The sequence below is a fragment of the Salipiger sp. D13 genome, from assembly GCF_003703915.1.
GTDB lineage: Bacteria > Pseudomonadota > Alphaproteobacteria > Rhodobacterales > Rhodobacteraceae > Salipiger > Salipiger profundus.
Genome location: NZ_ML112601.1, coordinates 19650 through 44489 on the forward strand (window position 1 = coordinate 19650; position 24840 = coordinate 44489).

Sequence of the window (24840 nt, forward strand, 5' to 3'; positions counted from 1 at the left end):
CCCCCATGGAAAGCGTCCGGCGGGCTCTTTAGATTTGAGATGCGAACACAGTACAGGCGTGCCAGATAGCAACACCAGCGCTGATGGCGATCGGATGCGTCGCAAGTATCATACGTAGCGGTTTTTTGGGGGGCGGGTACTTCTCAATCACCAACGGTTGAATTCTAAGGAATACGCATATATCGTCTTTGTGCATATTTCGGAGGTGAGCATGGCAAGCACCAGCGTTACACTCGGCCCGCATTGGGACCAATTCATCGCCCTGATGCTGAAGGAGGGTCGGTACGGGTCGACCAGCGAGTTGATCCGTGCCTCGCTGCGGCTCATGGAAGAGCAGGAGGGCCAACGCGCTCGGCTCCGGGTCGCCCTGATGGAGGGCAAGGATTCCGGCGATGCGGGACCGCTGGACATGGCCACGATCAAACGCGAGGCGCGGGCCAGGTCTGGTGCCAATGACGCGTGAGATCCGGCTCAGCGAAGCCGCCGGAACCGATCTCATCGACATCTGGGCGCAGACATCCCGTAAATGGGGACCCGACCAGGCAGACAGATATCTCGACGACATCGAACATTCCCTGAACGGATTGCTCGACAATCCGCTGATCGGAACGGACTGTTCGGATCTCTTGCCGGGATGCAGGCAACTGATCACAGGCCGCCATCTTGCGTTCTACGAGGTCGATGGGGCCGCGATCTTCGTGATCCGGGTCCTGCATCAGTCCATGGATGTGCCGCGACATTTGAGGGATCGGTGACGGCAGAGGCATTCCGGTTGGTTGAGGGAGGTTCGCGGCACCCCATCTGGGAGCTATACCCGTTTCCCCTGTCTCTGTTCGCCGTGGCGTCAAGCCGAGATAGCGTAGACTGACCCGTCGCCCAGGTCCTTGAACATATCAACCTTCGCGCCATCCCAATGGTAGTTGATGTGGCGCCCTTGGACGGGAGTGGAAACGACATCCGGATAAAAAGTCGCGAAACATGTGCCGCCAGGGTTTCGGACGGACGGGTAGACGATACCATGCGCTCCATGAGCACGTTGCTCTCGCGCGAAGGCCTGGGAGCTGGTGTAATCTTCCGGGTTGAGAAGATCGTCAAACCCCTTCCGGACGTCGACAAGGACCGCATCGAGTTTCCCGATCAGTTCGCGCTTGTCCGCGATCCATCCCGGCGCTTCGTCGGTTGCGGCACAAAACAGCTGGGTGTGATGGACGGTCTCAAAAAGGGCCGTTTCGAAATCGTCCGCTCCATAGAAGGCGCCGAAGGTGCCGTCGTGGAACCGCCCCTGGTGATCGGGTGTCACATGCACGAATGGGGCCATCAGATAGGATGCTCCAGGCCCTCCGACGCGCCGTTCCTCGGGGACGAGGTCCAGGTTTCCGATGGTCAGGGCGAGCCTGGGGTTGGTCTTGCTCTCCCCCGAGCCGAGAAGCAACCAGTCGGCTGGGTCTGCGATATCCTCGAAGAGATCGATCGGTGGGTAGGCCGAGTTTACCAGGCGATGGTACCTGTCCCAGATGACCCTGGTCTCAGATGCTGTCACCATGGTCCCCGCATCGCGTCAAGGTAGCGCCTGACCCGCATAATGTCGGTGATCTGCCCGCCAAGCATGACGTCAAGAGCCGTCGAGCCGCCGAATGCCGTATTGGGTCGCTTGATCCAGCCATACCCGCGTGCCGGTTCCTTGAATAGCAGTCGAAGCGCCTTGTGGATCCCCATGATGTTCGAGAGGCGTGCGGCCGTATCGATCCCGGCACGGCCGAATTCCCCGGCTTTCCAACGCCGGAACGTCCGCACCGAAATATCGCCCATGAGGACGGAGGCCTGCTCGTCGGTCATGCCCCAAAGCTCGGCGAGCTTGATGAACGCGCGCTGCATAGCTTGAATCTCTTCATCGGAGAATTGCGGCGCGGGCGCGGCGACGTGCGGTTCGATCCGTCTGAGTTCCGGCATCTTGGCCTCCATCTGGATATTTGGCAGATATATGGATATTGACTGCCATTTGTCAATGGGGGCGTGGCTACCCGCGCCTGGCAGAATTTTCCGGATGTGATATACCGCGTCACCATTATGCGGTGTTCGTGGTTTCAAGTTGTTGTTCTGGTGATTCATTTTCCGGTTTCCGCTTTGGATAATCATGATGCCTCTGCTCTCAACTGCAGAAGGACATCCCCCATGAACGCCCCCTCGAACTCTCCGCGCGGCGGATATGCCGACGGGCGGCCGGACCTGCTTACGCCTGTCGCTTTTGCGCTTTATGCTGGACGGTGCGGAAAGTTCTGGGTGGAAATTGCAGGTGGCTGACAAAGGCGATATCGAGGCGGAGCTGGCGCGGGTCAGAGGCCGTCTGGCCGATCTGGATATTGAACGAGCGCAGCTTCAGCGTGAAATGGCGGCACTTGAGGCCCGCCTCGCTGCAGGGCCCACGGTGAAACAACCCCCATGTGAGAAAGCCCCTGTCACGAATGCCTCGCCGTCGCACCAAAAGGTCGAATTGTTCCGGCTCCTGTTCGCGGGGCGGCCTGATGTTTTCCCGGTGCGGTGGGACAATAGGAAGACCGGTCGCTCAGGGTATTCGCCCGCCTGCGCCAACGAATGGGTGAAAGGGATCTGCGGCAAGCCAAAGGTCAAATGCGGTGAGTGTCCCCACCAAAAGTTTATCTCGCCGGATGAAGGCGTCATTGAGAGACACCTGCGCGGCGACGATGGTCGGGGCGGGGATTTTGTCGCCGGCGTCTACCCGCTCCTGCTCGGTGACACATGCTGGTTCCTGGCGGCGGATTTTGACAAGGCATCCTGGGCGCAAGACGCCAATGCGCTGCTCGAAACCTGCCGGGTGAAGGGCGTGCCCGCAGCGTTGGAACGGTCGAGGTCGGGAAACGGGGGGCATGTCTGGATCTTCTTTGCTGAGCCGGTCTCCGCTCGTCTGGCACGCCAGCTTGGATCCGTCCTGATCACGGAAACGATGGAACGACGGCCTGAAATCGGCTTCGCCTCCTATGATCGGCTGTTTCCGAACCAGGACACCATGCCGCTCGGCGGCTTCGGCAACCTGATCGCGCTGCCGCTCCAAAACACCGCACGCAAAGTGGGCAACAGCGTCTTTGTGGACACGGACATGCAGCCACATGATGATCAGTGGGCCTTTTTGTCTTCCTTGCCGAGAATGACGATGGCGGCGGTGACCGACCTCGTCGAAGCGGCAGAGCATTCCGGGCGGGTGCTTGGCGTACGCATGCCGGTGGAAGACGAGCAGGCAGACGAACCTTGGAAAATGTCCCCATCACGCCGTAGCACGCCGCATCGACTGGAAGTGCCCATCTCGCAGACCATCAAGGTGACGGTCGCGGATCAGATTTACATTGACCGGTCCGATCTGCCGCCGGCCATGATTGCCCAACTGGCGCGACTGGCCGCGTTCCAGAACCCCGAATTTTACCGCGCACAAGCGATGCGGCTGCCGACATTTGGAAAGCCGCGCATTGTGTCCTGCGCCGAGTTGCATCCCCGGCACGTCGCGTTGCCGCGTGGCTGCTTTGACGAGGTGGCCGGGTTCCTCTCCGATCACGGTGCGGCAGTCGAAGTGGACGATTTGCGCGAGGACGGAGCCCCATTGCCGGAGGCTGTGCGGTTCCGCGGTGATCTCCGCCACCAGCAGACGCGGGCATTCGATGCCCTGATCAAACACGATACCGGCGTGCTTGCCGCCACCACCGCCTTCGGTAAGACGGTCGTGGCCTCGGCGCTGATCGCGCATCGCGCCCGCAACACGCTGGTTCTGGTTCATCGCCGGGAATTACTGATTCAGTGGGTCGAACGGCTCGGCTCATTTTTGCAGATCGATCCCAAGCTGATCGGCACCATCGGCGCCGGAAAGCGCAAACCCACCGGTGTGATCGACGTGGCGCTGATCCAGAGCCTGGTTCGCAAGGGTGAGGTTGACGATATCGTTGCCGATTACGGCCATCTTGTCGTCGATGAATGCCATCACCTGTCCGCCGCAAGCTTTGAACTCGTCGCCCGCAGATCGAAGGCACGCTATGTCACCGGATTGTCGGCAACCGTCGCCCGAAAAGACGGGCATCACCCGATTATCTTCATGCAATGCGGTCCGGTGCGCCATCAGGTGAGCGCCAAATCGCAGGCCGCAGAAAGTGGCCTTCGCCATCGGGCACGGGAACGTCACACGAGATTCCGGTTGCCGGAGGCGCTCGCCATGGCCGAACGCCCGTCCATGCCTGCAATCTATGCAGCACTGGCGGCGGACGAGAGCCGAAACGACCTGATCTTCGACGATGTGCTGAAATCGCTTGAGGCCAATCGCTCGCCGATTGTCCTGACCGAGCGAAAGGATCACCTCGAATATCTCCAGCAGCGGTTCTCCAGGTTCGCCAGGAATATCGCCGTGCTCCGTGGCGGCATGTCGGCAAAGGACCGGAAAGCCGCGCAGATGGCGTTGAACGTTGCCGATGATGAAGAGCGGCTGATCCTCGCTACAGGGCGCTACATTGGCGAAGGCTTTGATGATGCGCGGCTCGATACCCTGTTTCTGACGATGCCGATCGCCTGGAAGGGCACGCTGGCGCAGTACGTCGGCAGATTGCACCGGCGACATGACGACAAGAAAGACGTGCTGGTGGTCGACTATGTCGACAGTTCGGTTCCGGTTCTCGCGAGAATGGCGGCGAAGCGACGAACCGGTTACCGAGCCCTCGGCTATGTCATGGAATAGCGCCCCGCAGAAAGCGGGACACCACTATTGCCCGAGCGTTCTGGGACGTCGTGCAGCGACGGCCAGGATCTGCATCAGCTTGTCCGAGGGCTCCCGGAACTTGCCTGGCTTGATCAGCGGTGCATGATGCGCCTCGAGAAGCGCGAGCTTCTCGGTCGGGTCCGCGCGCAGATACATCTCGGTCGTCTGGATACTGGCATGGTGCAAGCCAGAGCGCGACCTTGCGGATATCACTGGTGGCCTGAAGGGTGTGCATGGCTACGGCTGTTCAGGCATCACGACGAATTCGGGGATGGCCGCAGGCTGTGCTTCGACCGGGAGTTTGGATTGGCCCTCGTACCCTGACGCGGCTCGACGGTACCAATCCAGACCCGTTCAGACTCTTCGCCGCGATCGCTGCCAGCGGAAAAGGTTTGGGAATGCGGGGGAAACTTTCTCCCGGCAGAAATACCTCGTTTTGGTCGGTGCTACCGGCGGCCCAACCTGCTCAGCCGTGCCAGTTGGGCCAACATGCGGGCGCCGGTGCCGGACGAGCCACCGGATGATGCCGTTGGTGCGCCGCCTGCGGCATTCGGGCGGGCCGGGAGAGCCTGTACCCCAACGAGCTGCCGTGCCCGAAGCGCGGCATACTCGGCACCGGTCGCGCCACCGATGGCGTATCGGTTGTAGACCTGCTGGCTTCCTGCCAGGCCCCGGGCAAAAGCATAGCTCCCGCCAAAGCCGGCCGAAAGCGCAGGCATCATGATGTTTCCTGAGACAGACCGGACGATGAAGGGCGTGGCGATGAGGAACCCCTTGGCCATAAGCACCATCATGAAGAACGGCAGAAGTGCGCCGATGTTCGAAGCCCCCTCCGGATCACCAAGCTCGGCGAGCAGCGCACGAGAGACGCCGGTAATGGTCGCGAAGACGCCGGCGATGACGATGGGGTAGATTGCGAAAGAGATCAGCGCCGAGAGCCAGCGCGCGAAATAATCCTTGGTCACCTCGAAGAGGGTCAGGAAGATCATGACCGGCGCGATCCCGATCAGAAGCGTGATCATGAGCCTGGAGGCGACAACGATGAAGGCCGCCAGCCCCCCGAGGATCGAGAGCAGGAGAACGCCGAGCGTGTCGAGGAGCGCGCCGGCCATCCAGTTCAGCTCGGACCCCGCGGCGTTCAGGTAATCCCCGAGCGCCGCGATGAGTTGATCGAACTCCTCTGCGAAGGTGCCCGACGGGCCGGGCGTGCCGCCGCCGACCGAGGCGACCAGCGATCCGGCGATGCTGTCTATCCCGTTCAGGATGGCGGATGCGAGGGCGTTGAACTGGACCCAGTTGGTCGCGAATATCCCGATCAGACCGATTTTCACGGCGAGCCAGAAGGCGGTCCGGCCGTCCATGGATCGGTACTGGTAGATCATGTTGAGGCAGACGAGGATGACCACGAGCGTCGTTCCGAGGACCAGCATTGTGCCTACTGTGGAGGCCACGGCCCCGAACTGGGTTTCGGCCGCCGAGTCCAGATAGCCTTCGGCCGTTTCCACGAAATACGCGACAACGCTCATGACTCGCTACCAGTTGCCCACCGCTTCACAGATCGGCATGGCCTGCTTCCGGAGATCGTTCGCCTGTCGTCGAAAGTCTGATGTCGCCTCGACCACGCCCCAATAGTCTGCCGATGAGTAGCGATCGAAATAGACCGCCTCTGCGGCCTCCCAGGACGGATACCGGGTGGTGCAGGTGCAGCTTTGCGCGTCGACGATGCGTCCCATGCTCTGAAACCGGTAGATTTGCTGGACCAGGAGCCGCTTGTAGGCGTCGCGCGCCTCTGTGTTTCGCATCCACTCCGGCTCGGGCGGCTGATCGGGGCAGACATCGGGTTGATTGTCGAGCGTCGGGACCAGGTCACGCTCGGCCAATGCGATACTGCCCGAAAAAAGAAGGAATGAGTAGACGAGAATGGTGACTCGTGTCATGTCGCCGTCTCCGTCGGCCGGTCCGCGACCTCACGCTTGAGGAGCGCGGTATAGCCATAGTCGCCCGCTTCGGCCGAGATCACCTCCCAGCCTTCGGCGCCCCGTTCGTTCAGGGCGCGCCGCATCTCTTCATAGTCCTTCTGCTTCTTCACCTTGCAGAACAGGATGTCGTACTCAAACCGCTTCATGCCTTGTGCCTTTCCTGCAATTCGGTCCCGGGGAGATAAAACTCGGTGATGCCGCGTTCGCCGTCCTCGCGGCCGGCCTGGATAATCACGTCGATCGAGCTCTCGATGTACTGGACCATGTCCTGGTAGGTCATCGGGATTTCGGTTTTGAGCGCGGCGATGGCGAGACGTTGGACGGCGAGTTGCGGGGTCTCGGCGTGGAGCGTTGTCATCGAGCCGCCATGGCCGGTGTTGATCGCCTCGAGGAAGGTCATGGCCTCCTGGCCGCGCACCTCGCCGAGGATGATGCGGTCGGGCCGCATGCGCAGCGTCGCGGTCAGGAGCACGTCGGCGGACTGGAACTCCGCGTCGCGGTTGGCGATGAGTGTGACGGCGTTTGGCTGGGCGGGCAGCAGTTCCGCCGCCTCTTCGATGGTGACGATTCGTTCTTCGCCCGGAACGTAGGAGAGGATCTTGCGCGCCGCGACGGTCTTGCCGGTCGAGGTGCCGCCGGAGACGATCATGTTGAGCTTGTTTTCGACGCAGAAGCGGATGGCCGCGTAGATGTCACCGGAGGCGACGACCTCGCGCAGCGCGCGGTTCTTCTCCTGGCGCAGTTCCTCGAGCTTGCGCTCTTCGCCGTAGAGGAAGCTGAGTTCGATCCGGTCGAGCGGCAGGTTGGAGAAGAACCGCAGCGAGATCGACATGCCCGCGAGGACGGCCGGCGGGGTCACGACCTGGGCACGGATGGGGCGGCCCCGATAGGTGATCGAGACCGAGACGATCGGCTTGTCCTTGCTCATCGTCGTATTGGCCGACGACGCGATCTGGTTGCCGAGATCGCGCAGTTCGGTGAGGCTCAGGCGCTGGTCCAGCGCGCGCATGAAGTGATCGCCCTGGAATTCGCCCCAGCAGGTGCCATCCGGATTGATGCAGATCTCGATCACGTCATCGCGGGCGGCGTCAGGGAGCTTGTCGAGCGAGGCCTGGAGATAGGAGAGCGTCATCTCAGAAGATCTCCAGATCACGGTCGACCATCACGGTGACGCTGGCGCCCTGGTCGACATAGATGACGGGACCGATGGAGAGGTAGTCGCCGATCACGGAATCGGTGGCATCCGCCAGGTCGTCTCCCACATCCTGCAAGACCTCGGCGGTGGCCTCATCCTCGACCTGCGCCGACGCCGCGTTCGGCGCGGCCGAGATGATGGAGATCAGCGCGGCGGAGCCGAAACGCTCGTCAAAGCGCGTGTCCACGAAGCCGGTGACGCCAGAGCGCCCGAGCTCATCGCCGCCGAAGGAACTGATCTGCACGGTCTGACTGTTGGGCAGGATGATCCGGTCCCAGGCGATGGTGACACGGCGCTGCGCGATCTCTAGGCGCGCGCGATAGCGCCCGATCAGGCGCGACCCGCGCGGGATCAGAAGCCGTGTGCCGTCATAGCTGAACACATCCTCCGAGATGATGGCGCGGGTCTGGCCGGGGAGAGCGCTGTCGAGCGCGGTCTCCATCACGGCCTGGATCATCGTGCCCTGGATGACGGTGTTCGAGGGGTTGGCGATGACCTCGGCCTGCGTGACCGTGACCGGCAGCGCGCCGTTCAGCACGAAGTCTGTCACCTCGCCAAAGGTGCGCTCGGTGAGTTCTGTCTCACCTGCATTGGCGCCGCCTGTGCCGCCGAAAGCGATGACGGGCGAAGCGATCCGCCGTTCCTGGAACGCGCGCTCCTCCTCGGCCCGGCGCTTAAGCTCCGCCAGCCGCCGTGCCTCTTCCTCGCGCCGGAGCCGTTCCTCTTCGCGGGCGCGGAGCTCCTCGTCACTGGGTCCGAGCGGGGCGGGCGACGGCTTGTTGACCTCCAGGAGCGCAAGGTCCAGGTCCATGCGTAGTTGCTGGAGTTCGCGATCTCGGGCGGCGAGTTCTTCCCGGAACAGCGCCTGGGCGCTCTCGGACGCCGCCTGCAGTGCTGCGATCCGTGCGGTCAGCGCCTCGATCGCCTCGGCGGCTGCGCTGTCGCCCTCGACCACCGGTTGCGGCGCGTTTTTCAGCTCTTCGATTTGCGCCTGCAAGGCTTCGATCTGTGCCAGCAATTCGGCATTGGGCTCGGCCGGTTCGGTTTCGACGAGGACGATTTCCGGGTCGGGGGCGGGGGGCGGCACGAAGGGTTCGATCTCTCCGAAGCCGTCGCCCTCGAGCTGGAACTCGTCCGGTGTCGCCGTCGGCAGGGTGACTTCGGTTTCCGGCCGCGAGAACAGGTAGAGCACCACGCCGCCCACAAGGATGAGGCCCATCATCAGGAATGCGAGGAGCGGGGACCGCCGCCTCATGGATGCGCCCGGGCGTCGGTTGCCTTGCTCGAGGGCGGCCAGACGTTTCTCGAGATCGGGGTTCGGGCTGTCGGTCATGAGGAGCCTCCCTGGGGCGGGGCCGCCTCGATGCAGACGACCTCCTCGCCCAGGCGCAGCACCCATTGGCGGCTGACACCGGAGACGCGGATCACGCCGTCCTCCACGGCACCTGTGTTCACCGTGCGCTCGCGCCCACCCGCAAAGCGGAAGATGGCCGGAACCGGCGCGTTCCGGGGGAAGGCGAAATAGGTGAAAGTGCCGTCATCCCAGACCCGGGTCGGGGTGAACTCGGTCCGCGCGCTGGCCCCGTAGTTGTAGTTCGGGGCGGCCTGCGCGATGGCGTTCGCCGGGCGCCGGCTGTCCTCGGGGTACCGGAACTGGACCACGTAGAAAGTCGGGCTCGAGACCTCGGCGACGTTGAAATAATAGCTCCGCCGATTGGTGTAGACGGTCACATTGGTATGGACGCCGCGGGCGAGGGGTTTGATCGCGAAGGCGCGGCCGCCCGGCACGCCGTCGATCTCGAAGCCCTCCGTGTCGCCGGCGATGATCGAGCGGATGCTCTCGCCTGTCCCGAACTCGATGGTCGTGACATGGGTGAGAGAGACGCTGAGCCGGTAGACCTGGCCCTCCTGGTAGGTGGCGATCCGGACGCGGGCATCGTTCGGCCCGCCGCGCGGGATCGCCTCGGCAAGGGCGAGCTCGGTCGAGAACAGGACGGACAGGAGTGCTGTGAGGCAAATCTTCAACTAGTTCTCCAATCTGTCCGAGCGGATCGAATATTCGACGACGGTGAAGCCGAACGGGTTGGTCCAGACCTCGTCGATGGTGCGACGCGTCTCGGGGCGGAACTCGAAGAGCAGCGTCGCGGTGAAGAGGCCCGCCTGCACGCCCTGGATCGAGGTCAGGCGTTTGCGCAGCCGCACGGTCGCCCGGTTGCCGCCGATCAGGTTGATGCTGAGGACCTCGACGTCGAGGCGGGCGTTCGGCCCGTAGACCTTCGGCGGATAGTCCGCATTGGCCGAATTCCAGATCTGGCGCAGCGAGGCCCCGGCCGCGCGGTCCGACCGGCGCAAGACGCCGCGGATACGCAGATCGTTGTCGAGCTGGTTATAGATCTCGCGGTCGGTCACGTAACGGAAGACCTCCGCCTCGATGATCGCCCGGTTTTCGGTGACGGTGGTGGCGCCGACCGAGGCTTCAGGCAGGGCGAAGCCGGTCTCGGGATCGTAAGGCACGACGACGGGCGGCGGATCGACATCGAGGATCGCAACGGCCGCCGCGCTCAGACAGCCAAGGATACCGAAGACCATGCCGAGGAGGCCCAGGCGCTGCCAGAGCCGTTCCCGTCTCAGCGCGCCGTAAACCAGTTCCTCCTCGATGATGGCCGTTTCTTCGTCCAAAGCCTTCGCCTCATTCCGCATTCAGTTCCGGGAGGGTGAACTCCATGAACCGCTGTTCCTCGGCGATGGTCGCGGCATCGATGACGCCCCCCGTGCCGTCGCCGACGGTCTGGATCGCTTCGAGCTGCCACATGGCCACGAGCGCGATGGCCAGCTCGGCTGTCACGCGGGTGTTGAGATCGACGCTCTCCTTCAGCTCGTCCATGTCGTCGATGAGGCCGACGAGGCGATCCACGCGTTCGAGGGACTGCCCGGCATCCTCGTAGCTGTTCTGCGCCGCCGCCGAGACCAGCGCGCCGGTCGTGGCCATGGTCGCAACGCGGCCGGCGCCGGGATTGCCGCTCCGGGCCATCTCCGAGAGCGTGTCCTCGTCGAAGCCGAGATCGGCAAGGACCCGGTCCATCTGGGTTTCGATCTCGTCGGCGCCGGATCCGGTGAGCCTGGAGAAGTCCCCGGTCTTGATCGCCTCGATGGTGGCCAAGATATCCCCGAATTCCTGATCGAGGAGGCCGTTCAGCTCGTCTTCCATCTGAGTGCGGATGATCTCCGGGAGTTCGGCAAGGCGCGTCAGCGCCTCATAGGTCCGCTGCAACTCCGCGAGCTGGTCCGTGAGTGTCGCGAGTTGCTCGCGGAGTTGGGTGAGCTGCTCGTTCTGAAGGATCTCGTCCTCGATCATCTGGCGGAGCTGCTGGATGTTCTGTGCGATGTTCTGGGTGTCGACGACCGGCACACCCTGGGCTTGGGCCGGGGTGATGGCCGAAACTGACAGGCTGAGCGCCAGGGCGCCGGCAAGGGCCAGGGCGCGGAGCGTTTCTGCCGTGGCAAATCTGCGGGGCATCAATCCAGGTCCTCCAATGTGAATTCCATGTACTCGTTCTCGGCCAGGCGTGCCGCGGCCTGGGCCAGCTGGGCGGCGCTCAGCGGCCGGGTCCGTGCGGCCTTGAGGCGAATGCGCGCGGCCATGAGGCGGACCAGCTCGGCGCGGGCATAGGTGTTGAGCGCCATGCTCTCCTGGATGTCCCGGGTCGTGCCGATCCGGGTGACGATGTCCTGGATGCGCAGTGCCGCCTGCCGGATCGCGGCGGGGGAGTTGTTGCCGTAGAAGGCCGCGCCGTGACCGGCGAGCGAGAGCTGCGCATTGGCGAGGAGCGCCGGATCGATCGTGCCGAGCGCCTCGATGCCCCCGATCCGGGCGAGGTAGAGGTTGTAGCGTTCGGGGATGACCCTGACGTAGTGCCGGGTTTCCTTGAAGGGAGGCACGCCGCCGTATTCGAACACCCGGCCCGGGCCCGCGTTATAGGCCGCGAGCGCGTTGATGATATTGCCATCGAAGGTGGCGAGCTGCGCCGCGAGGTAGCGCGCGCCGCCCGTCACCTGCAGATAGGGGCTATCGTAATATTCCGGATTGATCCCGAGATCGCTGGCCGTGCCCGGCATGATCTGGGTGAGGCCGAAGGCCCCGACCGGAGAGCGCGCGCCGATGGAGAACCGGCTCTCCTGCCAGATCAGCGCCTGCAGGAGCGCGCGCCACTGCACCACTGACAGACCCGCGCGCCCGACGCCGGCGAGGCCCGAGGTCTCCCGGGCGACCCGTATGATCAGCTGTTCGATGTTCTCCGCCGCATCCCCGAACATGCGCGCACCGCCCGGATTGGGATCGACATCGCCGGAGCCGTAGACCGCCTCTGCGGATCGGTCGGCGTCGCCGCTGCCGGCCTCCAGGTCAGAGACCATGCCCGTTACCTGCCCGCCGCCGAAGCTGGTCTGGGCGTCGAGGATGTCGCGCAGAACCGCGAGTTGCTCCTGCTCGATCGTGGTCAGCAGTTCCTTCACCGCCAGTTTGTCGCGCTGCCGGGCGAGGTCGGCGTCCCGGTCGCCGGTCTCGACGATGTCGCGCGCGGTCAGACCGGAATCGTTGACAGGCACGCCCTGGGCGAGCGCGGCTGCCGGCAGGAGAGCCGCCAGGAGGATATGGGCAGTCCTAGACCTCAACACCGTCTTCCGGGTTTCCGATGGGGATGAAGACGCAATCGGGCTCGGCCTCATCGAGCGAGGCGCGGAAGGCGAAGCAATTGGCCTGTGGCTCGCGGTAGTGCGCGCAGGAGGCCAATGCGCCGAATGCGGCGAACAGGGCGAGAATGCGGATCATGAGAGCCTCCAGAAATCGGGTCGGCTGCGGTAGTCGGCCCCGACGAGGGCCTCGCCCTTCTCCATGCCGCCGAGGATGGTGAGGAGGGGGCCGAGCGCCGAGAGGTCGGCGTCGACGACGACCGATCTGCTATCGTCGCGGATGAGCGCGAGACGGCTGTCGCTGCCGGTGTTCAAAAGCACGTCGAGCTCCTTCTCGAAGAGGTTGAGCATCGCGTAATCCGATGCATGGGCCCGGATGTTGGGGAGCAGGATCTGCGTCGGCACCGCCTCGATGATGGTCTTGCCGGTCCGCGTGCGCTCTAACTGGCTCGCGTATTGCGTCATCATCACCGCGACCGTGTTCTGTTTCCGGGCAGTCACCAGCCAGTTCGACAGACGCTCGGCAAAGTATGGGTTGTCGAGCGCCTTCCAGGCCTCGTCGATGACGATGATCGTGGGCCGCCGCTCCTCTATCTCGCGCTCGATCCGGCGGAAGAGGTAGGAGAGGACCGCCATGCGTTCCCTCTCGCTCTCGCTGTCGAGGATGCCGGTCAGGTCGAAGCCCACGACATCGCCCTCGAGCGAGAACGTATCTTCGAGGCTCTGGCCGAAGATCCAGCCGTAGCGACCGTCTTCGGTCCATTCGAGCAGACGCTGATGCAGATCGCCGCTGTCATCGGTCGAGACGAAGAGTGAGGCGAAGTCCCGCCAGTTCCGCAAGGCGGGATCGGTGGCGGTGGCGTTCTGACGGACGACCTCCTGGATGCGGTTCGTCTGGGCCGGGGTGAGGGGCTTGTCCGGGCGATAGAGGAGCGAGGCGAGCCAATCCGAGAGCCAGGCCGTCCCGCGCTCATCGATCTCGGTCCAGAGCGGGTTGAGGCCCGTCGCCTGTCCCGCCTTGATCGACGCGTAGCGCCCCCCATTAGCACGGACGGCCATTTCCATGCCGAGCCGGTAGTCAAAGACGAAGATGCGGGCGCCGACGCGCCGGGCTTGCGTCATCAGAAAGGCCGAGAGGACGGACTTGCCGGAGCCGGGCCGGCCCAGGATCAGGGTGTGGCCGCTGGTGGGTTCTTTTTCCGGCGATCCCTGCTCGTGGTAGGAGAAGCGGTAGGCGCTCTGTTCCGGGGTCGGGAAGAGCGTGATCTCCTGGCCCCAGGGCAGCTGATGTTTTTCCTTGCCGAGCTGGGTGCGATGCAGTGCTGCGAAATCCGCGAAATTGCGGTTGGTGACCGCACTGGCGCGGACGCGCTTTGGCTGGTTGCCCGGATGCTGGCTGAAGTAATGCGATTTGGCCGCCATGCGCTCGCCGATCATCTTCACGCCCTCGGCCGCGGCGGCGTTGACGATCTCGGCCCCGAGGGACTGGAGCTCGTCAAGACTGTCGCAAAAGACCGTCACCACCATGTGGTGCTCGCCGAAGCTCTGGCGTTTGGCTTCGAGGTCGTCATGCGCGATGTCGAGCGCTTCGAGGAGCGAGAGCGCGGCATCCTGGGAGGCCTGCATCTGACGCTTCTGCCGCTTGATCCGGCCCGCCATCAGGTTGGAATTGATCGGTGTGAAGGAGTGCGTGACGATCATGTCGACGGGCAGGTTCAGCATGTCGAACATGGTGCAGGTCGTAGCCTCTGCATATTCGCCGATGGTGAAGCTCTTGCCGAACCGGTGACCGACCACACCACCCGACAGCTCGAAATGATCCTCGAGAAAGGTCACGCGGGTGTTGGCGACGTTGGTGGCGAGGAACCCGTAGCGCCCCGCCGGATAGAGCGGCAGCTCACGGCCGGTGTTGAGCGCGCCGAGGAACCCGACCAACTCGCCAGAGGCCGCCGACAGGATACGGGGCTTGAGTTCCGCCAGGCCGGAGGTGAAGACCCCGACCGCCTCCCTGAGACGCCGGACCCGCTTCGCCGTCTCCTCCTTGAACCGCTCCGGGGCGGAACGATTCACGAAGCCGAGAAAACTCCTCGGCGGCGGGCGGTGGATGACGGTCAGCGTCAGGGTCTTGTCCCGAAGACCTGCCGTGGCGAGCTTTGCGCGCCAGGCCTCATCCACGGCGTGAGCGAAGCCGTCGCCCTGGACCGGGAGCAGGTCCGGCGTGATCGACTTCGAGACCTTGTGCACGTAGTAGCTGAACTCTGGCCCGAGCTGCGCGATGATCCGGGCAAAGAGCGCCGTCACCTTGTCGAGATAGGCGTCGTCCGTGGTGTAGCTGTTCACGCCGCCGAGGCGGATACACTGGAAGATCTCGTTGACCCGGGTTCGGACCGTCTGGTCATTGACCAGGCTGACATAGGGCAACATATGTGCGAGGCGTTTCTCGCGCTGATACCAGTCGGGCATGAGGGTGCGTTCATCCATGGTCTCATCACGGGGCATAACTGTCACCCCCGTGAATGGTCCGGTTCCGCGTTGGCGGTGTTTCCTGCAGCGATGTCATCATCACGTCGATGAAACGCGGATCCCAGTCCGCCGCCTTCCAGAGCACCGGATAGAGCACCGCCGCCACCGCCAGCACCACCATGTGCTGCACCCAGACGAAGAGCAGCACCGAGCCGAAGAGCCAGACCATAGCATACATGATCGGCAGGCCGAGGAGCTTCGGCGGGCGGACAAGGCCCAGGAAGAGGGGGGATCGCTCTGCCACGTTGCCGACCCTTTACGGCGTACCACCACCAAAGACGGCGGCAACGATCGTCGGCGCGGCGGCAACGCCCGCGATGCCCACCAGCACCCAGAGCGCCTGGCGCAGGTCGATGATGTTGAAGAACCAGCTCAGGAAGACGCCCAGAACGGCGAGCGTGGCGATGACCACGCCCAAAGGTCCGGTCAACGCGTCGACGATCCCCTGCAACAGGCTCTGGATCGGCGAGAGGTCGATGCTTTGTGCGAGCGCCGGTTCGGCGAGGACGAAAAGGAATGTGGCAAGCGCGCCAAGGGTTGCGATGGGGTTTTTCATAACATCTATCCTTCCAGCCGGGTGAAGACGGCCAGCACCCGCTGGACGTGGAATTGGGTTTCCTGAAACGGGGGAATGCCGCCGTGGTCTCGCACGGCGTCGGGGCCGGCATTGTAGGCGGCCAGCGCGAGGCGTATGTCGCCGAACTCGGACAGCATCAGCGCGAGATAACGGGCCGATCCGTCGAGGTTCTGCCGCCAATCATGAGGATCGACCCCGAGCGCACGGGCGGTGTCTGGCATGAGCTGCCCGAGCCCGATGGCCCCGGCATGGGAGACGGCGCGCGGATCGTAGGCGCTCTCGATCTCGATATTGGCGCGATAGAGGTTCAGCCAGTCCGTGACGGTGATGTCAGCCGCGCGAAGACCGGGGTGGCCGGCATAGCGCAGCCCGGTGTCCTGGATCGCCGCGAGGATGTCCGGACGAGGCGCAGAGGCATTCGGCGCGATAGCCGCGACCCGCAACTGATCGTCCTCTGCAGCATTTTTGTCCTCACCAAAGATGCGCAGCCCGTCCGAAGTGGAACCTTGCCCCATCCCGTCGTTGTAGGTGCGGGCAAAGCTTGACTGCGCGGCCGACGGGGAGAGCGAACCGTCGCCTCCCATCACCAGCACCATTTCGGCTGACGCCGGAAAGCTCAGGACGGCAAAAAGAAGGGCGCTAACCCCGGCTGGCAGCGATCTCCTCGCCGGACAGTTTCTGGACCGTCCGCTTGCCTTCCTCGAGCGGGATGTCGGCATGGGAGAAGCCGATGCCCTGCAGGAAGGAGATGACGCCGGTGACGGTTCTGATCTCGCGGATCTTGATGTCGTTACGCGAGGTGCGGGTCCGGGCGGTGACGAGGAGTTTCTCGACGCCTTCGTCGCTGACAGCGCGCAGAATCCAGACTCCGTGCCAGTTGGGGCCCTTCTTGAAGGCGTCCTCCTTGCAGACAACTTCGACGCGATAGCCGCTGGCGACCAGATCGCGGAATCTGGGTTCGGTGACCACATTCGGGGCTTCTTTTTCTAGGTCCATCACCCGGATCATGTTCTCCATAAAGGCGAATGACCGGGCCAAAGATGTTGAAGCCCAGACATACAATGATATAGCTTTGACGCACAAGATATATTATCAGCGCGACAAGCGGATTCTCGCTCACGCACTGGATAGACCGGGCGCATGCAACTGATCAAGAAAATAGGGGACTTACGTAACTTCCGGTTGAGTGGGGCCGGTGTATCGCAAGCTATACTTCTGTTCCTTCTATCCACCGGGAATGCCTCGGCCGAATCCTGTCTCGCCCCGATTCGTCCCTATGTGCCGGGCGACGCCCAGGCCGCGCGGGACTACGCCGATCTCATCCGGCGCGACTTCGAGCTCTACATCCGCGACATCCAGAGCTACTTTCGCTGCCTTGAGGCGGAGCGTGCGCGCGCCTTCGAGGAAGCGCGCGAGGTGAGCGAGGAATATGGGCGCTTCCTGGAGACGATCGATCAGTGACGCCCGGAAGCGCGAACCCGTCGCGGATCTATTGGCAGGGCCCAAGAAGTCATACGAAAGAACAGATTTAACCGCAGAATCCATGATACGCACACAATATCCACTTTTTAGATAATCTACAAACTGGATTAGCCCGTTCACAAGAGGTTTGTGACGCGTGGCTAAGACGATCAGGAGTTCGGGACATGAGGCGCTGCGCGATGCATTGATCGCGGCGAGAAAGACTGCTGCGCTGACGCAGGAGGAACTCGCCGGGAGGCTAAAGTGTCATCAGTCCTTCGTCGCGCGGGTCGAGAGCGGGGAGCGCCGGATCGATGTCATCGAGCTGATCGTGCTGGCGCGGGCCCTGGAGATAGAGGCTGTCGAATTGTTGTCGGTTGCCGAGGGCGCGACGGAGCCGGATCATAGGATCTGAAGCGGGAAATGGGCGTCAGTCGATGGGATGCTGGCGCAGGGTTTGCGGCAGAGGCATCACAGGCAAAGAGCTGTCGGGACTGCGAACTCGCGGAGTGCTTTAGAGACGCCCCTATTGTATTATACTGGTTTTGGGCGCGATTGACGATGCAAGCACACCAACACCTCCGTCAGGCGGGGTGGGGTCACCTCGAAAAGGTGCTTCGTATATTCTCACGTGACGTGCGGACTGGACCTGGCGCCTAGTAGTTCACCTGTTCATAGCCGTAGTTGCCCTCGTAGTCGCGCCAGTCGACGAAGACCGACCGATGAAAGATGCCCGGGCAATGCTCGCCCCAACGTTCAAGACCCACGTGCGCTTCGGGTAGGGCCGTCAGTGAGGTCGGGGCCCAGGCGAAATCGCCCTGAACCCCGTAGGTTCCGAGGCGGACCGCAGCGGTTCGATTGCAATCCCCATCGCGGCCGGATTCATGCTGTCGTGCGTATCGCACGTCGTAGACACGTATCGAGCGCACGAAATTGAACTCGGGGCCACTGATATCGATGTCCGCCCGGTCCTGTGCCAGGAGCAGCGCGAGCCCATTTGGCAGATCACGGCTTCGATCGGCGTCCAGAGATAGCATCGCCGGCGTTGCCTCTGATCCAATCGGTGGCCGACTCTCGGGTAGACTTCGGGGCAGGGGGGCATTGTCGAAGAGAATGTCGTAGAGGCGATCGCCGCGGCCACCGTCGCCGTTTGGGTGGTACGACGCGCCCATCGGGCAGCGCCAGATCTGCAACGGCGGCTCAACGGGCCAGGGCGTGATCCGCCGGATGAACTCGGCGCGCGCCCGAGCGCAGGGCACGGATGCCGGCCATCCGCCGGACAGGCACAGCAGAATAGCGCAATCGATCGGGTAGGATTGTGCCGAGGCGTGTTTTGTGCCGCCCAGGATAGGGAGAGCACCGATGACGGCGGCGACAATGAAGCGGGTGGGTGAGCGAAGCATGGGCGGGGTCCATCACAATGGAGGTTTCCCGCATCATTCATCAATAATATAGCTATGTCACTCTAAATATATCAATGATGGATCGAGCTATCGACCGACAACCCCTTCAATCTACTTGGGCGTCCCACTCGCCGTGAGTCTATCAAGAAGCGCAGTGATTTCGTCGGTGGTTACAGATTTGGCCATGGCAAGCACCTCCGGGTCCAAGGGCGGCTCGATGCGCTCCGGCGTCAGATCGCGTCGCAGCCAAAGGATGCCAAGCTCGAGCGTGTTCCAGAGATAAACCCAGCCGACCGTCAGGTTCGATCTGCCGCCGACCAATCGGGCAATCGCCGCGCCTTCGTCCCGTTTGGTGTTCATCGTGACCTGCCTTTCTGCCCGCGCTTGCGCTGGTGACCCGATGAGTTCGGGTCAATGTCGCGTTCGGTGTTTGGCTGGGCTCCTCATGCCTTGCTGGGAAAAGAGGCGGCGCCGAGAATCCGGCGCCGCCAGGTGGTCGCCCACAGGGAGGTAAAGGGAGAATTCTTGCGTGAAAACAATTACTTAATAAAACACGCATAAGAGAACTTATGTAAATTATGTGGTGAATTGTAACACCTTTAAACCGCTTCCAATGCGATCGCGATCCCCTGACCCACACCGATACACATGGTGGACAGGGATTTCTCGCCCGGCTTCAGCTCGAGCACCGCCGTGCCAGTGATCCGCGCCCCAGACATGCCAAGCGGGTGCCCCAAAGCGATTGCCCCGCCATTGGGGTTCACACGCGGGTCATCGTCGGCGATCCCCAGATCCCGAAGTGTCGCCAAACCTTGCGAGGCAAACGCCTCGTTCAACTCGATTACGGCAAAATCGCTCTGGCTCAGCCCCAACCGCGCCATAAGCTTTTTCGACGCAGGCGCAGGGCCAAACCCCATGATCCGCGGCGCCACACCGGCCGTCATCCCGCCAAGAACCCGGGCAATCGGTTTCAGCCCGTGTTTCTTGGCGGCTTCTTCGCTTGCTAGGATTAGGGCCGCAGCCCCGTCATTGACACCCGAAGCATTGCCCGCCGTCACCGTACCATCGGCTTTGACAAAGGTCTTGAGCTTTTGCAGATTGGCAAGCGTCGTTGAGGCACGCGGATGCTCGTCAGTATCGACGATGATAGGATCGTCTTTACGCTGCGGCAGCACGACCGGCACAATCTCTTGCGCCAAACGACCATTTGCCTGCGCCTCGGCCGCCTTTTTCTGCGATCGGAGCGCGAAGAGGTCCTGATCCTCGCGGGAGATGTTGAAATCCTCGGCCACGTTCTCGGCGGTCTCAGGCATGCTGTCGACGCCGTATTGCGCCTTCATCAGCTTGTTGACAAAGCGCCAACCGATGGTGGTGTCATACACCTCGTTGGCCCGCGCGAAAGCCGTGGTCGCCTTGGGCATGACGAAGGGCGCGCGCGACATGCTCTCGACGCCACCAGCTATGACCAGATCGGCTTCGCCCGATTTGATCGCGCGGGCGGCGGTAATAATCGCATCCATGCCCGAGCCGCACAGACGGTTCATCGTGGTTCCCGGAACGGATTCGGGATACCCGGCAAGCAGGAGCGACATGCGCGCGACGTTGCGGTTGTCCTCTCCGGCCTGGTTCGCGCAGCCGAAGATCATCTCGTCGATATCGATGAGGTCCAACGTCGGGTTGCGCTCGGCCAGCGCCCCTTCATCGACATTTTCACATTGGCGAGATCGACACCGCTGCCATCCGCCTTCACGCGGACCTTAACGTTGTAGTCGATCACGCGTTTGACGGGGACCAGAACCTTCATCAGTGTCTTCCTTCTGTCTGTATCAAGATAAACAGGCTCCGCACCCGGTGGGCGGTTGCGGGGGGCCGCTCGGAGCCGCCAATCACCCGCCCTCCTGTTTGGGTTGCCACCGGACGGAGACAACCGGGCAGCAAACGTACGCGAGCAGTCCCGAGGATGCGGCGCGCCCGCGCGCCAGGCAGAGCTTCCGACCGACGCGGCGGCGGCCTGACATCGGTCCGATGCAGTGGCACGGGGGACCGGACACCCGGCCTCCCTTGCCTACCATTCAGCGCATGACGAAGGGATTAGCGGGCGTCTCGCCCCATGACATCCAGACCGTCTTGGTCTCCAGATACTGATTGATCGCCTCCACCCCGTTTTCGCGTCCCAGGCCCGAGGTCTTCATCCCGCCGAAGGGGGCCAGATAGCTGACCGCTCGGTAGGTGTTCACCCAGACAGTGCCCGCCTGCAGTCGCTTCGGCGCCTCGAAGGCACGGGCGAAGGATTGCGTCCAAACCCCGGCGGCCAAGCCGTAGTCGGTGTCATTGGCAATGGCGAAAGCCTCTTCATCGTCATGGAACGGGATGATTGAGACGACAGGGCCGAAGACCTCTTCCCGGGCGATGCGCATAGCATTGCTTACCTCGCCGAACACAGTGGGTTCGATGAACCAGCCCTGTCCACATTCCGGCCGCTGCGCCGCGGCCCCGCCCAGCAGACAATCTGCGCCTTCGCCTTTGGCGATGTCTATGTACGACAGGATCCGGTCAAACTGCGGGCGGGTGGTGACCGGGCCGACCTGGGTTCTGGGGTCCATCGGATCGCCCATCCTCGCACTGCGGGCCAGGTCCACGAACCGTGCCGAGAATTCATCCAGTAGGCTGTCGTGCACCAGAAGTCGCGATCCGGCGATGCAGGTCTGTCCGGTGGCCGCGAAAATACCCGAGACGGCGCCAGAAACCGCACTGCCAAGGTCGGCATCGGGAAAGACGATCTGCGCCGATTTGCCACCCAGCTCCAGCGTCAGGTGTTTGAACGTGCTGGCCGAGGCCTCGACGATCCTGCGCCCCGTTGCCTCGCCGCCGGTGAAGGCCACCTTGGCGACCTTGGGGTGTCGTGTCAGCGGATCGCCCACATCGGCGCCAAACCCCGTCACTACATTCACCACCCCGGGCGGGAACCCTGCCTCAGCCACAAGCGCCGCGAAGTCTAGCATCGAGGCGGAGGTGTGTTCCGAGGGCTTGATGACCAGCGTGCAGCCCGCCGCTAGCGCGGGCGCCAGCTTCCAGGCGGTCAGCATCAGGGGAGAGTTCCAGGGGGTGATCGCCGCTACCACGCCCACCGGCTCGCGCCGCGTGTAGGTGAACATCTGCGGTTTATCGATCGGAGGGACCGAACCGTCGATCTTGTCCGCGAGACCCGCGTAAAAATACAGCCACTGCGGCAGATAGCGCAGCTGCGCCCCCATCTCGGCGATGAGCTTACCATTGTCGCGCACCTCGGTTGCGGCCAGCTTTTCGGCATCGCGGGCGATCAGATCGCCCAGGCGCCGCAGGAGATGCCCGCGCTCGGTGGCGGTCATCTGCGGCCAGGGGCCGGAATGGAAAGCGCGATGCGCCGCCTCGACTGCGTCGTCCACATCACGCATATCGCATTTGGGGATCAGGGCCCACGGCTTGTCGGTGAAGGGGTTCCAGCTTTCGAATACCTCTCCGGAGGCACTGTTGCGCCATTCGTTGTCGATAAAAATCCGATAGGATTTAAGTTCGGTCATTCTGTCCTCCCAAACATATATCAGCGAAACAATTCGGCCAGGCTCGGAGCCTGCGGCAGACGGGTGAGCCGATCCAGCCAGACCAGCCGCGCCTCGGCCTCTTGCGGACGGTAATAGCGGATCAGGCCATCGGCCTTCGCCAGCAATTCGTTCCAGGTCAGCGGATTGCCGGGATCCCCCTTGGGGTCATCCGTGGACCCCGACAGAAAGCGACCGTCGCGCGTCTTGACCGTCACCCGGCCCAGCCATTTGCGCGGATAGACCGCCTCGACCTCGGGCGAGTGAACCATGGTCACCCGATCGCGGAAGGCAGCCACATCCGGGCAGGCCAACGCCAGTCGGTCGAACTCCTCCACGCCGGCCCGGCCATGAACCGCGACGAGGCCGAGCACAGTTCCCATGCTGAACTTGGACTGATGCACCGTTTCCGGCACGATCACTGCGCCCAGAACGTCGATGGCGGCGCGGTGGACATGGGCCGTCACGCGTTCGATGTCATCGGCCCTCAGCCCTTCGCGCGCCATCACCTCGGCCAGTGCATCGGCGGCGGGATGGGTGTGGCGGCAGGAAGCGTGCCATTTGTAGGAGGTCTCGCAGATCGCCCAACGTTGGCCAAGCCCCTCGGTCAGGCGGGCAGGCTCGGCATCCTGAGACAGAGCCGCCCCCATGCCATGCGTCCCGCCGAAGATATCGGACGCGCCGGTCAGCCCTTCCGCTGCGGAAAAGGCCGCGAATAACCCGTTGGCGCTTGCCCGGGCCGTATGAAGCTGCTTGGAATCCGCGGCATCAGCGAGGAACTCCCAGAGACCTGCCGCCTGCGTCCCCGCGCTGCCGAAGGCGTGGAGCATCTGCTTCGTGTCCAGGCCCAGCAGCCGCCCCACCGCTGCTGCTGCCGCGATGGCACCCACGGTGGCCGTGGTGTGGAAATGGACATAGTGGGACCGGCCTAGGAACTCGCCGACGCGGATGCCGGTTTCATATCCCGCCACCACCGCCTCGATCACCGCCGGGCCGCCCAGATTCCGGGCCTCGGCCACGGCGAAGACCGCCGGGAAAACGACCGCTGCGGGATGGAAGACCGATCCGTTGTGAACATCGTCCTGCTCCACGACATGGCAGGCGGCGGCGTTCAGCATGGCGGCGACGTAAATCCCAGCCTTCTCGCCCGTGGGCAGGACAGTGCAGGGTCCCTGCCCCGGCATCAGCGCGGCGCAGGTTCGATGTAGGGCTTCCACGGCTCGCGCCCCGCCGCCCGCGATGCAGGAGCCATACCAGTCGATCGCCAAATCACGGGCCATGTCGATCACCCGGGGCGGCAGGTCCTCAAATCGGACAGATGCGACGAAATTGGCCAATTGGCACGTGGGTGCTGCGTTTTGCAGCATGGTGTCTTCCTCCCCTAAGTAAAGTTGACCACAGCGTGAAGCGTGAGCAGCGCTCAAAGCAAGCGACAAAACCTCAACCTCTTTCGCCGGTAATCTCAATTGCACGGAGCCAGCTCTGGTTTGTATCCAATAGTGAAAACCGACGTCGCAAAGGAGGGTGGTATGGATTTCGATCCGACAGAGGATCAGAAAATGATGGTCGAGGCGGTGGCCCGGCTTTCGGCAGATGCGTTGGCCCCGATCCTGGCGCGAGAGCCTGCGAGCCAACCTCTTTCCAAAGCGGTGATGGCGGAGATCTACGGCCATCTGGCAGGGTTCGGCCTGACAGCGATGCGTCTCCCGGTTGAGTTGGGTGGAAGCGGCATGTCGATGGTGGACTACGGTCTGATGATCGGCGAGCTGCCCCCGGCGGTGGCCCTGTCGCTTGTCTCGCATGACGGATCGACGGTGCGTATGGCCACCGGCGCGCCCGAGGATCTGCGGCAACGCCACCTGAACGAACTGATCGCCGGGCGGAAGATCATCTGCACGGCAACCTCGGAGCCTGAAGCCGGGTCGAACTCCAACGCCATCCGCACCCGGGTGACATTCGATGGCGAGACCGCCCGGATCTCGGGCCGGAAGATGTGGATCACCAATGCCTCGGTCGCGGATCTGTTCATCGTGACCTGTACGTCCGGCACGGATGCGGCGGGCAAGCCGCTGAACCACCGAATGCTGGTCGAACGCGACCGCCCCGGCGTGACCGTGACCGAGATCCCGCTGACCGGGCTGCGCCAGGGCCATCTGAGCGAAGTGAACTTCGAGGATGTCGTGGTTCCCGCCGATCATGCTATCGGTGAGCCGGGGGATGCCGGCAAGCTGATGACGCTGGTCTGGAACGGCAACCGCCCGCTTCTGGGCCTGATCGCCCTCGGGATCGCTCGCCGCGCCTTGGCCCTTGCGCAGGAGCATTGCGCCACGCGCCGCCAGTTCGGGCGCCCGCTGGCGGCGATGCAGTTAGTCCAGCAGGACCTGTCCGAGATCGAGATGCTGATCGAAAGCGCCCGGCTGACATGCCTTTCTGCGCTGCATGCGATGGACATGGGTCGCCGCGCCAATGGCGCCTCTGCCATGGCCAAGCGGCTGGCTACGGGCAATGCGGTGCGGGCCATCGATTTGGCCATGCAACTGCATGGCGCCCTGGGGATCACCGAGGAGATGGGGCTGGAGCAGATGTGGCGCGACGCCCGCATCTTCCAGGTGCCGGACGGAACGATGGGGATCCTGTCACTGATCCACGGGCGCGAAATGACGGGCATGGCGGCCTTCTAGAACA

The 24840-nt window shown here is 63.3% G+C and carries 28 protein-coding genes and 2 pseudogenes; 6 read left to right on the top strand and 24 right to left on the bottom strand.

The genetic code is table 11. The features are described from left to right. Nucleotides 1–211: 211 nt before the first annotated feature. Nucleotides 212–463 (top strand): type II toxin-antitoxin system ParD family antitoxin, encoded by a 252-nt coding sequence (locus D6860_RS15120; protein WP_076625866.1) that lies wholly within the window; start codon nt 212–214, stop codon nt 461–463. Further along, nucleotides 453–755 carry a type II toxin-antitoxin system RelE/ParE family toxin gene (locus D6860_RS15125; protein WP_076625788.1) on the top strand — a complete coding sequence of 101 codons (303 nt, stop codon included), beginning with the start codon at nt 453–455 and terminating at the stop codon, nt 753–755. Before D6860_RS15120 ends, D6860_RS15125 begins: the two co-directional genes overlap by 11 nt. Nucleotides 756–844: 89 nt before the next feature. On the opposite strand, the gene D6860_RS15130 is transcribed toward D6860_RS15125, so the two are convergent. Continuing rightward, nucleotides 845–1543, bottom strand: coding sequence for an RES family NAD+ phosphorylase (locus D6860_RS15130; protein ID WP_076625789.1), 699 nt, complete (start codon nt 1541–1543; stop codon nt 845–847). Next, entirely contained in the window at nt 1537–2136 is a 600-nt protein-coding gene (locus D6860_RS15135; RefSeq protein ID WP_229743336.1) for an MbcA/ParS/Xre antitoxin family protein, read from the bottom strand. Before D6860_RS15135 ends, D6860_RS15130 begins: the two co-directional genes overlap by 7 nt. 157 nt (nt 2137–2293) lie before the next feature. Between D6860_RS15135 and D6860_RS15140 the strand changes: the two genes are divergently transcribed. Next, nucleotides 2294–4729 (top strand): TOTE conflict system archaeo-eukaryotic primase domain-containing protein, encoded by a 2436-nt coding sequence (locus D6860_RS15140; RefSeq protein WP_076625868.1) that lies wholly within the window; start codon nt 2294–2296, stop codon nt 4727–4729. Between the two features lie 24 nt (nt 4730–4753). On the opposite strand, the gene D6860_RS15145 is transcribed toward D6860_RS15140, so the two are convergent. From D6860_RS15145 to D6860_RS15215, 16 genes are all read right to left on the bottom strand, one after another. Continuing rightward, nucleotides 4754–4936, bottom strand: coding sequence for a hypothetical protein (locus D6860_RS15145; RefSeq protein ID WP_229743337.1), 183 nt, complete (start codon nt 4934–4936; stop codon nt 4754–4756). Nucleotides 4937–5196: 260 nt separating this feature from the next. Further along, nucleotides 5197–6276, bottom strand: coding sequence for a TrbL/VirB6 family protein (locus D6860_RS15150; protein ID WP_076625790.1), 1080 nt, complete (start codon nt 6274–6276; stop codon nt 5197–5199). Nucleotides 6277–6282: 6 nt separating this feature from the next. After that, nucleotides 6283–6687 carry a hypothetical protein gene (locus D6860_RS15155; RefSeq protein ID WP_076625791.1) on the bottom strand — a complete coding sequence of 135 codons (405 nt, stop codon included), beginning with the start codon at nt 6685–6687 and terminating at the stop codon, nt 6283–6285. Beyond that, nucleotides 6684–6875, bottom strand: coding sequence for a hypothetical protein (locus tag D6860_RS15160; RefSeq protein WP_076625792.1), 192 nt, complete (start codon nt 6873–6875; stop codon nt 6684–6686). Before D6860_RS15160 ends, D6860_RS15155 begins: the two co-directional genes overlap by 4 nt. Then, nucleotides 6872–7861: an ATPase, T2SS/T4P/T4SS family gene (locus D6860_RS15165; protein ID WP_076625793.1), complete on the bottom strand. Its 990-nt coding sequence runs from the start codon at nt 7859–7861 to the stop codon at nt 6872–6874. The genes D6860_RS15160 and D6860_RS15165 overlap by 4 nt, the downstream gene beginning before the upstream one ends. Nucleotide 7862: 1 nt before the next feature. Then, nucleotides 7863–9257 (bottom strand): TraB/TrbI/VirB10 family type IV secretion system protein, encoded by a 1395-nt coding sequence (locus tag D6860_RS15170; RefSeq protein ID WP_076625794.1) that lies wholly within the window; start codon nt 9255–9257, stop codon nt 7863–7865. After that, nucleotides 9254–9949 (bottom strand): TrbG/VirB9 family P-type conjugative transfer protein, encoded by a 696-nt coding sequence (locus D6860_RS15175; protein ID WP_128549246.1) that lies wholly within the window; start codon nt 9947–9949, stop codon nt 9254–9256. Before D6860_RS15175 ends, D6860_RS15170 begins: the two co-directional genes overlap by 4 nt. Beyond that, a complete protein-coding gene (locus D6860_RS15180; protein ID WP_229743338.1) occupies nt 9950–10603 on the bottom strand; it encodes a VirB8 family type IV secretion system protein in 654 nt (217 codons plus the stop codon). 10 nt (nt 10604–10613) lie between these two features. Continuing rightward, nucleotides 10614–11441: a type IV secretion system protein gene (locus D6860_RS15185; protein ID WP_076625796.1), complete on the bottom strand. Its 828-nt coding sequence runs from the start codon at nt 11439–11441 to the stop codon at nt 10614–10616. After that, the gene (locus D6860_RS15190; RefSeq protein ID WP_076625797.1) at nt 11441–12529 is read right to left on the bottom strand and encodes a lytic transglycosylase domain-containing protein; all 1089 of its coding nucleotides are present in this window, start codon (nt 12527–12529) and stop codon (nt 11441–11443) included. Before D6860_RS15190 ends, D6860_RS15185 begins: the two co-directional genes overlap by 1 nt. Nucleotides 12530–12584: 55 nt before the next feature. Further along, entirely contained in the window at nt 12585–12752 is a 168-nt protein-coding gene (locus tag D6860_RS25280; protein ID WP_164845646.1) for a hypothetical protein, read from the bottom strand. After that, nucleotides 12749–15112, bottom strand: coding sequence for a VirB4 family type IV secretion/conjugal transfer ATPase (locus D6860_RS15195; RefSeq protein WP_076625798.1), 2364 nt, complete (start codon nt 15110–15112; stop codon nt 12749–12751). The genes D6860_RS25280 and D6860_RS15195 overlap by 4 nt, the downstream gene beginning before the upstream one ends. Then, nucleotides 15102–15380 (bottom strand): VirB3 family type IV secretion system protein, encoded by a 279-nt coding sequence (locus D6860_RS15200; RefSeq protein WP_076625799.1) that lies wholly within the window; start codon nt 15378–15380, stop codon nt 15102–15104. The genes D6860_RS15195 and D6860_RS15200 overlap by 11 nt, the downstream gene beginning before the upstream one ends. 12 nt (nt 15381–15392) lie before the next feature. Further along, nucleotides 15393–15692 carry a TrbC/VirB2 family type IV secretion system protein gene (locus tag D6860_RS15205; RefSeq protein WP_076625800.1) on the bottom strand — a complete coding sequence of 100 codons (300 nt, stop codon included), beginning with the start codon at nt 15690–15692 and terminating at the stop codon, nt 15393–15395. 5 nt (nt 15693–15697) lie between these two features. Then, on the bottom strand, nt 15698–16309 hold the full coding sequence (locus tag D6860_RS15210; protein WP_076625801.1) for a lytic transglycosylase domain-containing protein: 612 nt from the start codon (nt 16307–16309) through the stop codon (nt 15698–15700). A 43-nt stretch (nt 16310–16352) separates the two neighbouring features. Beyond that, a complete protein-coding gene (locus D6860_RS15215; RefSeq protein WP_028288544.1) occupies nt 16353–16709 on the bottom strand; it encodes a hypothetical protein in 357 nt (118 codons plus the stop codon). Nucleotides 16710–16853: 144 nt separating this feature from the next. On the opposite strand from D6860_RS15215, the gene D6860_RS15220 reads away from it, so the two are divergent. Both D6860_RS15220 and D6860_RS15225 read left to right on the top strand, forming a co-directional pair. Beyond that, nucleotides 16854–17174 (top strand): hypothetical protein, encoded by a 321-nt coding sequence (locus tag D6860_RS15220; protein ID WP_229743339.1) that lies wholly within the window; start codon nt 16854–16856, stop codon nt 17172–17174. Between the two features lie 157 nt (nt 17175–17331). Further along, nucleotides 17332–17589: a helix-turn-helix domain-containing protein gene (locus D6860_RS15225; protein WP_076625802.1), complete on the top strand. Its 258-nt coding sequence runs from the start codon at nt 17332–17334 to the stop codon at nt 17587–17589. Nucleotides 17590–17830: 241 nt separating this feature from the next. Here the strand turns inward: D6860_RS15225 and D6860_RS15230 are convergent, their stop codons facing one another. The 6 genes and pseudogenes from D6860_RS15230 to D6860_RS15255 form a co-directional block, all read right to left on the bottom strand. Further along, a complete protein-coding gene (locus tag D6860_RS15230; RefSeq protein WP_229743340.1) occupies nt 17831–18577 on the bottom strand; it encodes a hypothetical protein in 747 nt (248 codons plus the stop codon). A 111-nt stretch (nt 18578–18688) separates the two neighbouring features. Then, nucleotides 18689–18937 (bottom strand): hypothetical protein, encoded by a 249-nt coding sequence (locus tag D6860_RS15235; protein ID WP_076625803.1) that lies wholly within the window; start codon nt 18935–18937, stop codon nt 18689–18691. A 239-nt stretch (nt 18938–19176) separates the two neighbouring features. Continuing rightward, nucleotides 19177–20271: pseudogene (pcaF, locus tag D6860_RS15240) on the bottom strand (3-oxoadipyl-CoA thiolase); the annotation flags it as partial. 5 nt (nt 20272–20276) lie between these two features. Further along, nucleotides 20277–20381: pseudogene (locus D6860_RS15245) on the bottom strand (electron transfer flavoprotein subunit beta/FixA family protein); the annotation flags it as partial. Between the two features lie 268 nt (nt 20382–20649). Beyond that, a complete protein-coding gene (locus tag D6860_RS15250) occupies nt 20650–22137 on the bottom strand; it encodes an aldehyde dehydrogenase (RefSeq protein WP_076625804.1) in 1488 nt (495 codons plus the stop codon). A 20-nt stretch (nt 22138–22157) separates the two neighbouring features. Next, nucleotides 22158–23522: an MmgE/PrpD family protein gene (locus tag D6860_RS15255; protein ID WP_076625805.1), complete on the bottom strand. Its 1365-nt coding sequence runs from the start codon at nt 23520–23522 to the stop codon at nt 22158–22160. Nucleotides 23523–23684: 162 nt separating this feature from the next. On the opposite strand from D6860_RS15255, the gene D6860_RS15260 reads away from it, so the two are divergent. Further along, nucleotides 23685–24836 (top strand): acyl-CoA dehydrogenase family protein, encoded by a 1152-nt coding sequence (locus tag D6860_RS15260; protein ID WP_076625806.1) that lies wholly within the window; start codon nt 23685–23687, stop codon nt 24834–24836. The last annotated feature ends 4 nt before the right edge of the window (nt 24837–24840 follow it).

Coding starts and splice junctions, on each gene's coding strand:
- D6860_RS15135 (WP_229743336.1), bottom strand. CDS start 2,136: ATGATTATCCAAAGCGGAAACCGGAAAATGAATCACCAGAACAACAAC.
- D6860_RS15230 (WP_229743340.1), bottom strand. CDS start 18,577: ATGCTTCGCTCACCCACCCGCTTCATTGTCGCCGCCGTCATCGGTGCT.
- D6860_RS15255 (WP_076625805.1), bottom strand. CDS start 23,522: ATGCTGCAAAACGCAGCACCCACGTGCCAATTGGCCAATTTCGTCGCA.
- D6860_RS15215 (WP_028288544.1), bottom strand. CDS start 16,709: ATGGACCTAGAAAAAGAAGCCCCGAATGTGGTCACCGAACCCAGATTC.
- D6860_RS15210 (WP_076625801.1), bottom strand. CDS start 16,309: ATGGTGCTGGTGATGGGAGGCGACGGTTCGCTCTCCCCGTCGGCCGCG.
- D6860_RS15235 (WP_076625803.1), bottom strand. CDS start 18,937: ATGAACACCAAACGGGACGAAGGCGCGGCGATTGCCCGATTGGTCGGC.
- D6860_RS15260 (WP_076625806.1), top strand. CDS start 23,685: ATGGATTTCGATCCGACAGAGGATCAGAAAATGATGGTCGAGGCGGTG.
- D6860_RS15170 (WP_076625794.1), bottom strand. CDS start 9,257: ATGACCGACAGCCCGAACCCCGATCTCGAGAAACGTCTGGCCGCCCTC.
- D6860_RS15205 (WP_076625800.1), bottom strand. CDS start 15,692: ATGAAAAACCCCATCGCAACCCTTGGCGCGCTTGCCACATTCCTTTTC.
- D6860_RS15125 (WP_076625788.1), top strand. CDS start 453: ATGACGCGTGAGATCCGGCTCAGCGAAGCCGCCGGAACCGATCTCATC.
- D6860_RS15120 (WP_076625866.1), top strand. CDS start 212: ATGGCAAGCACCAGCGTTACACTCGGCCCGCATTGGGACCAATTCATC.
- D6860_RS15160 (WP_076625792.1), bottom strand. CDS start 6,875: ATGAAGCGGTTTGAGTACGACATCCTGTTCTGCAAGGTGAAGAAGCAG.
- D6860_RS15165 (WP_076625793.1), bottom strand. CDS start 7,861: ATGACGCTCTCCTATCTCCAGGCCTCGCTCGACAAGCTCCCTGACGCC.
- D6860_RS15155 (WP_076625791.1), bottom strand. CDS start 6,687: ATGACACGAGTCACCATTCTCGTCTACTCATTCCTTCTTTTTTCGGGC.
- D6860_RS15185 (WP_076625796.1), bottom strand. CDS start 11,441: ATGCCCCGCAGATTTGCCACGGCAGAAACGCTCCGCGCCCTGGCCCTT.
- D6860_RS15250 (WP_076625804.1), bottom strand. CDS start 22,137: ATGACCGAACTTAAATCCTATCGGATTTTTATCGACAACGAATGGCGC.
- D6860_RS15150 (WP_076625790.1), bottom strand. CDS start 6,276: ATGAGCGTTGTCGCGTATTTCGTGGAAACGGCCGAAGGCTATCTGGAC.
- D6860_RS15220 (WP_229743339.1), top strand. CDS start 16,854: ATGCAACTGATCAAGAAAATAGGGGACTTACGTAACTTCCGGTTGAGT.
- D6860_RS15195 (WP_076625798.1), bottom strand. CDS start 15,112: ATGCCCCGTGATGAGACCATGGATGAACGCACCCTCATGCCCGACTGG.
- D6860_RS25280 (WP_164845646.1), bottom strand. CDS start 12,752: ATGATCCGCATTCTCGCCCTGTTCGCCGCATTCGGCGCATTGGCCTCC.
- D6860_RS15130 (WP_076625789.1), bottom strand. CDS start 1,543: ATGGTGACAGCATCTGAGACCAGGGTCATCTGGGACAGGTACCATCGC.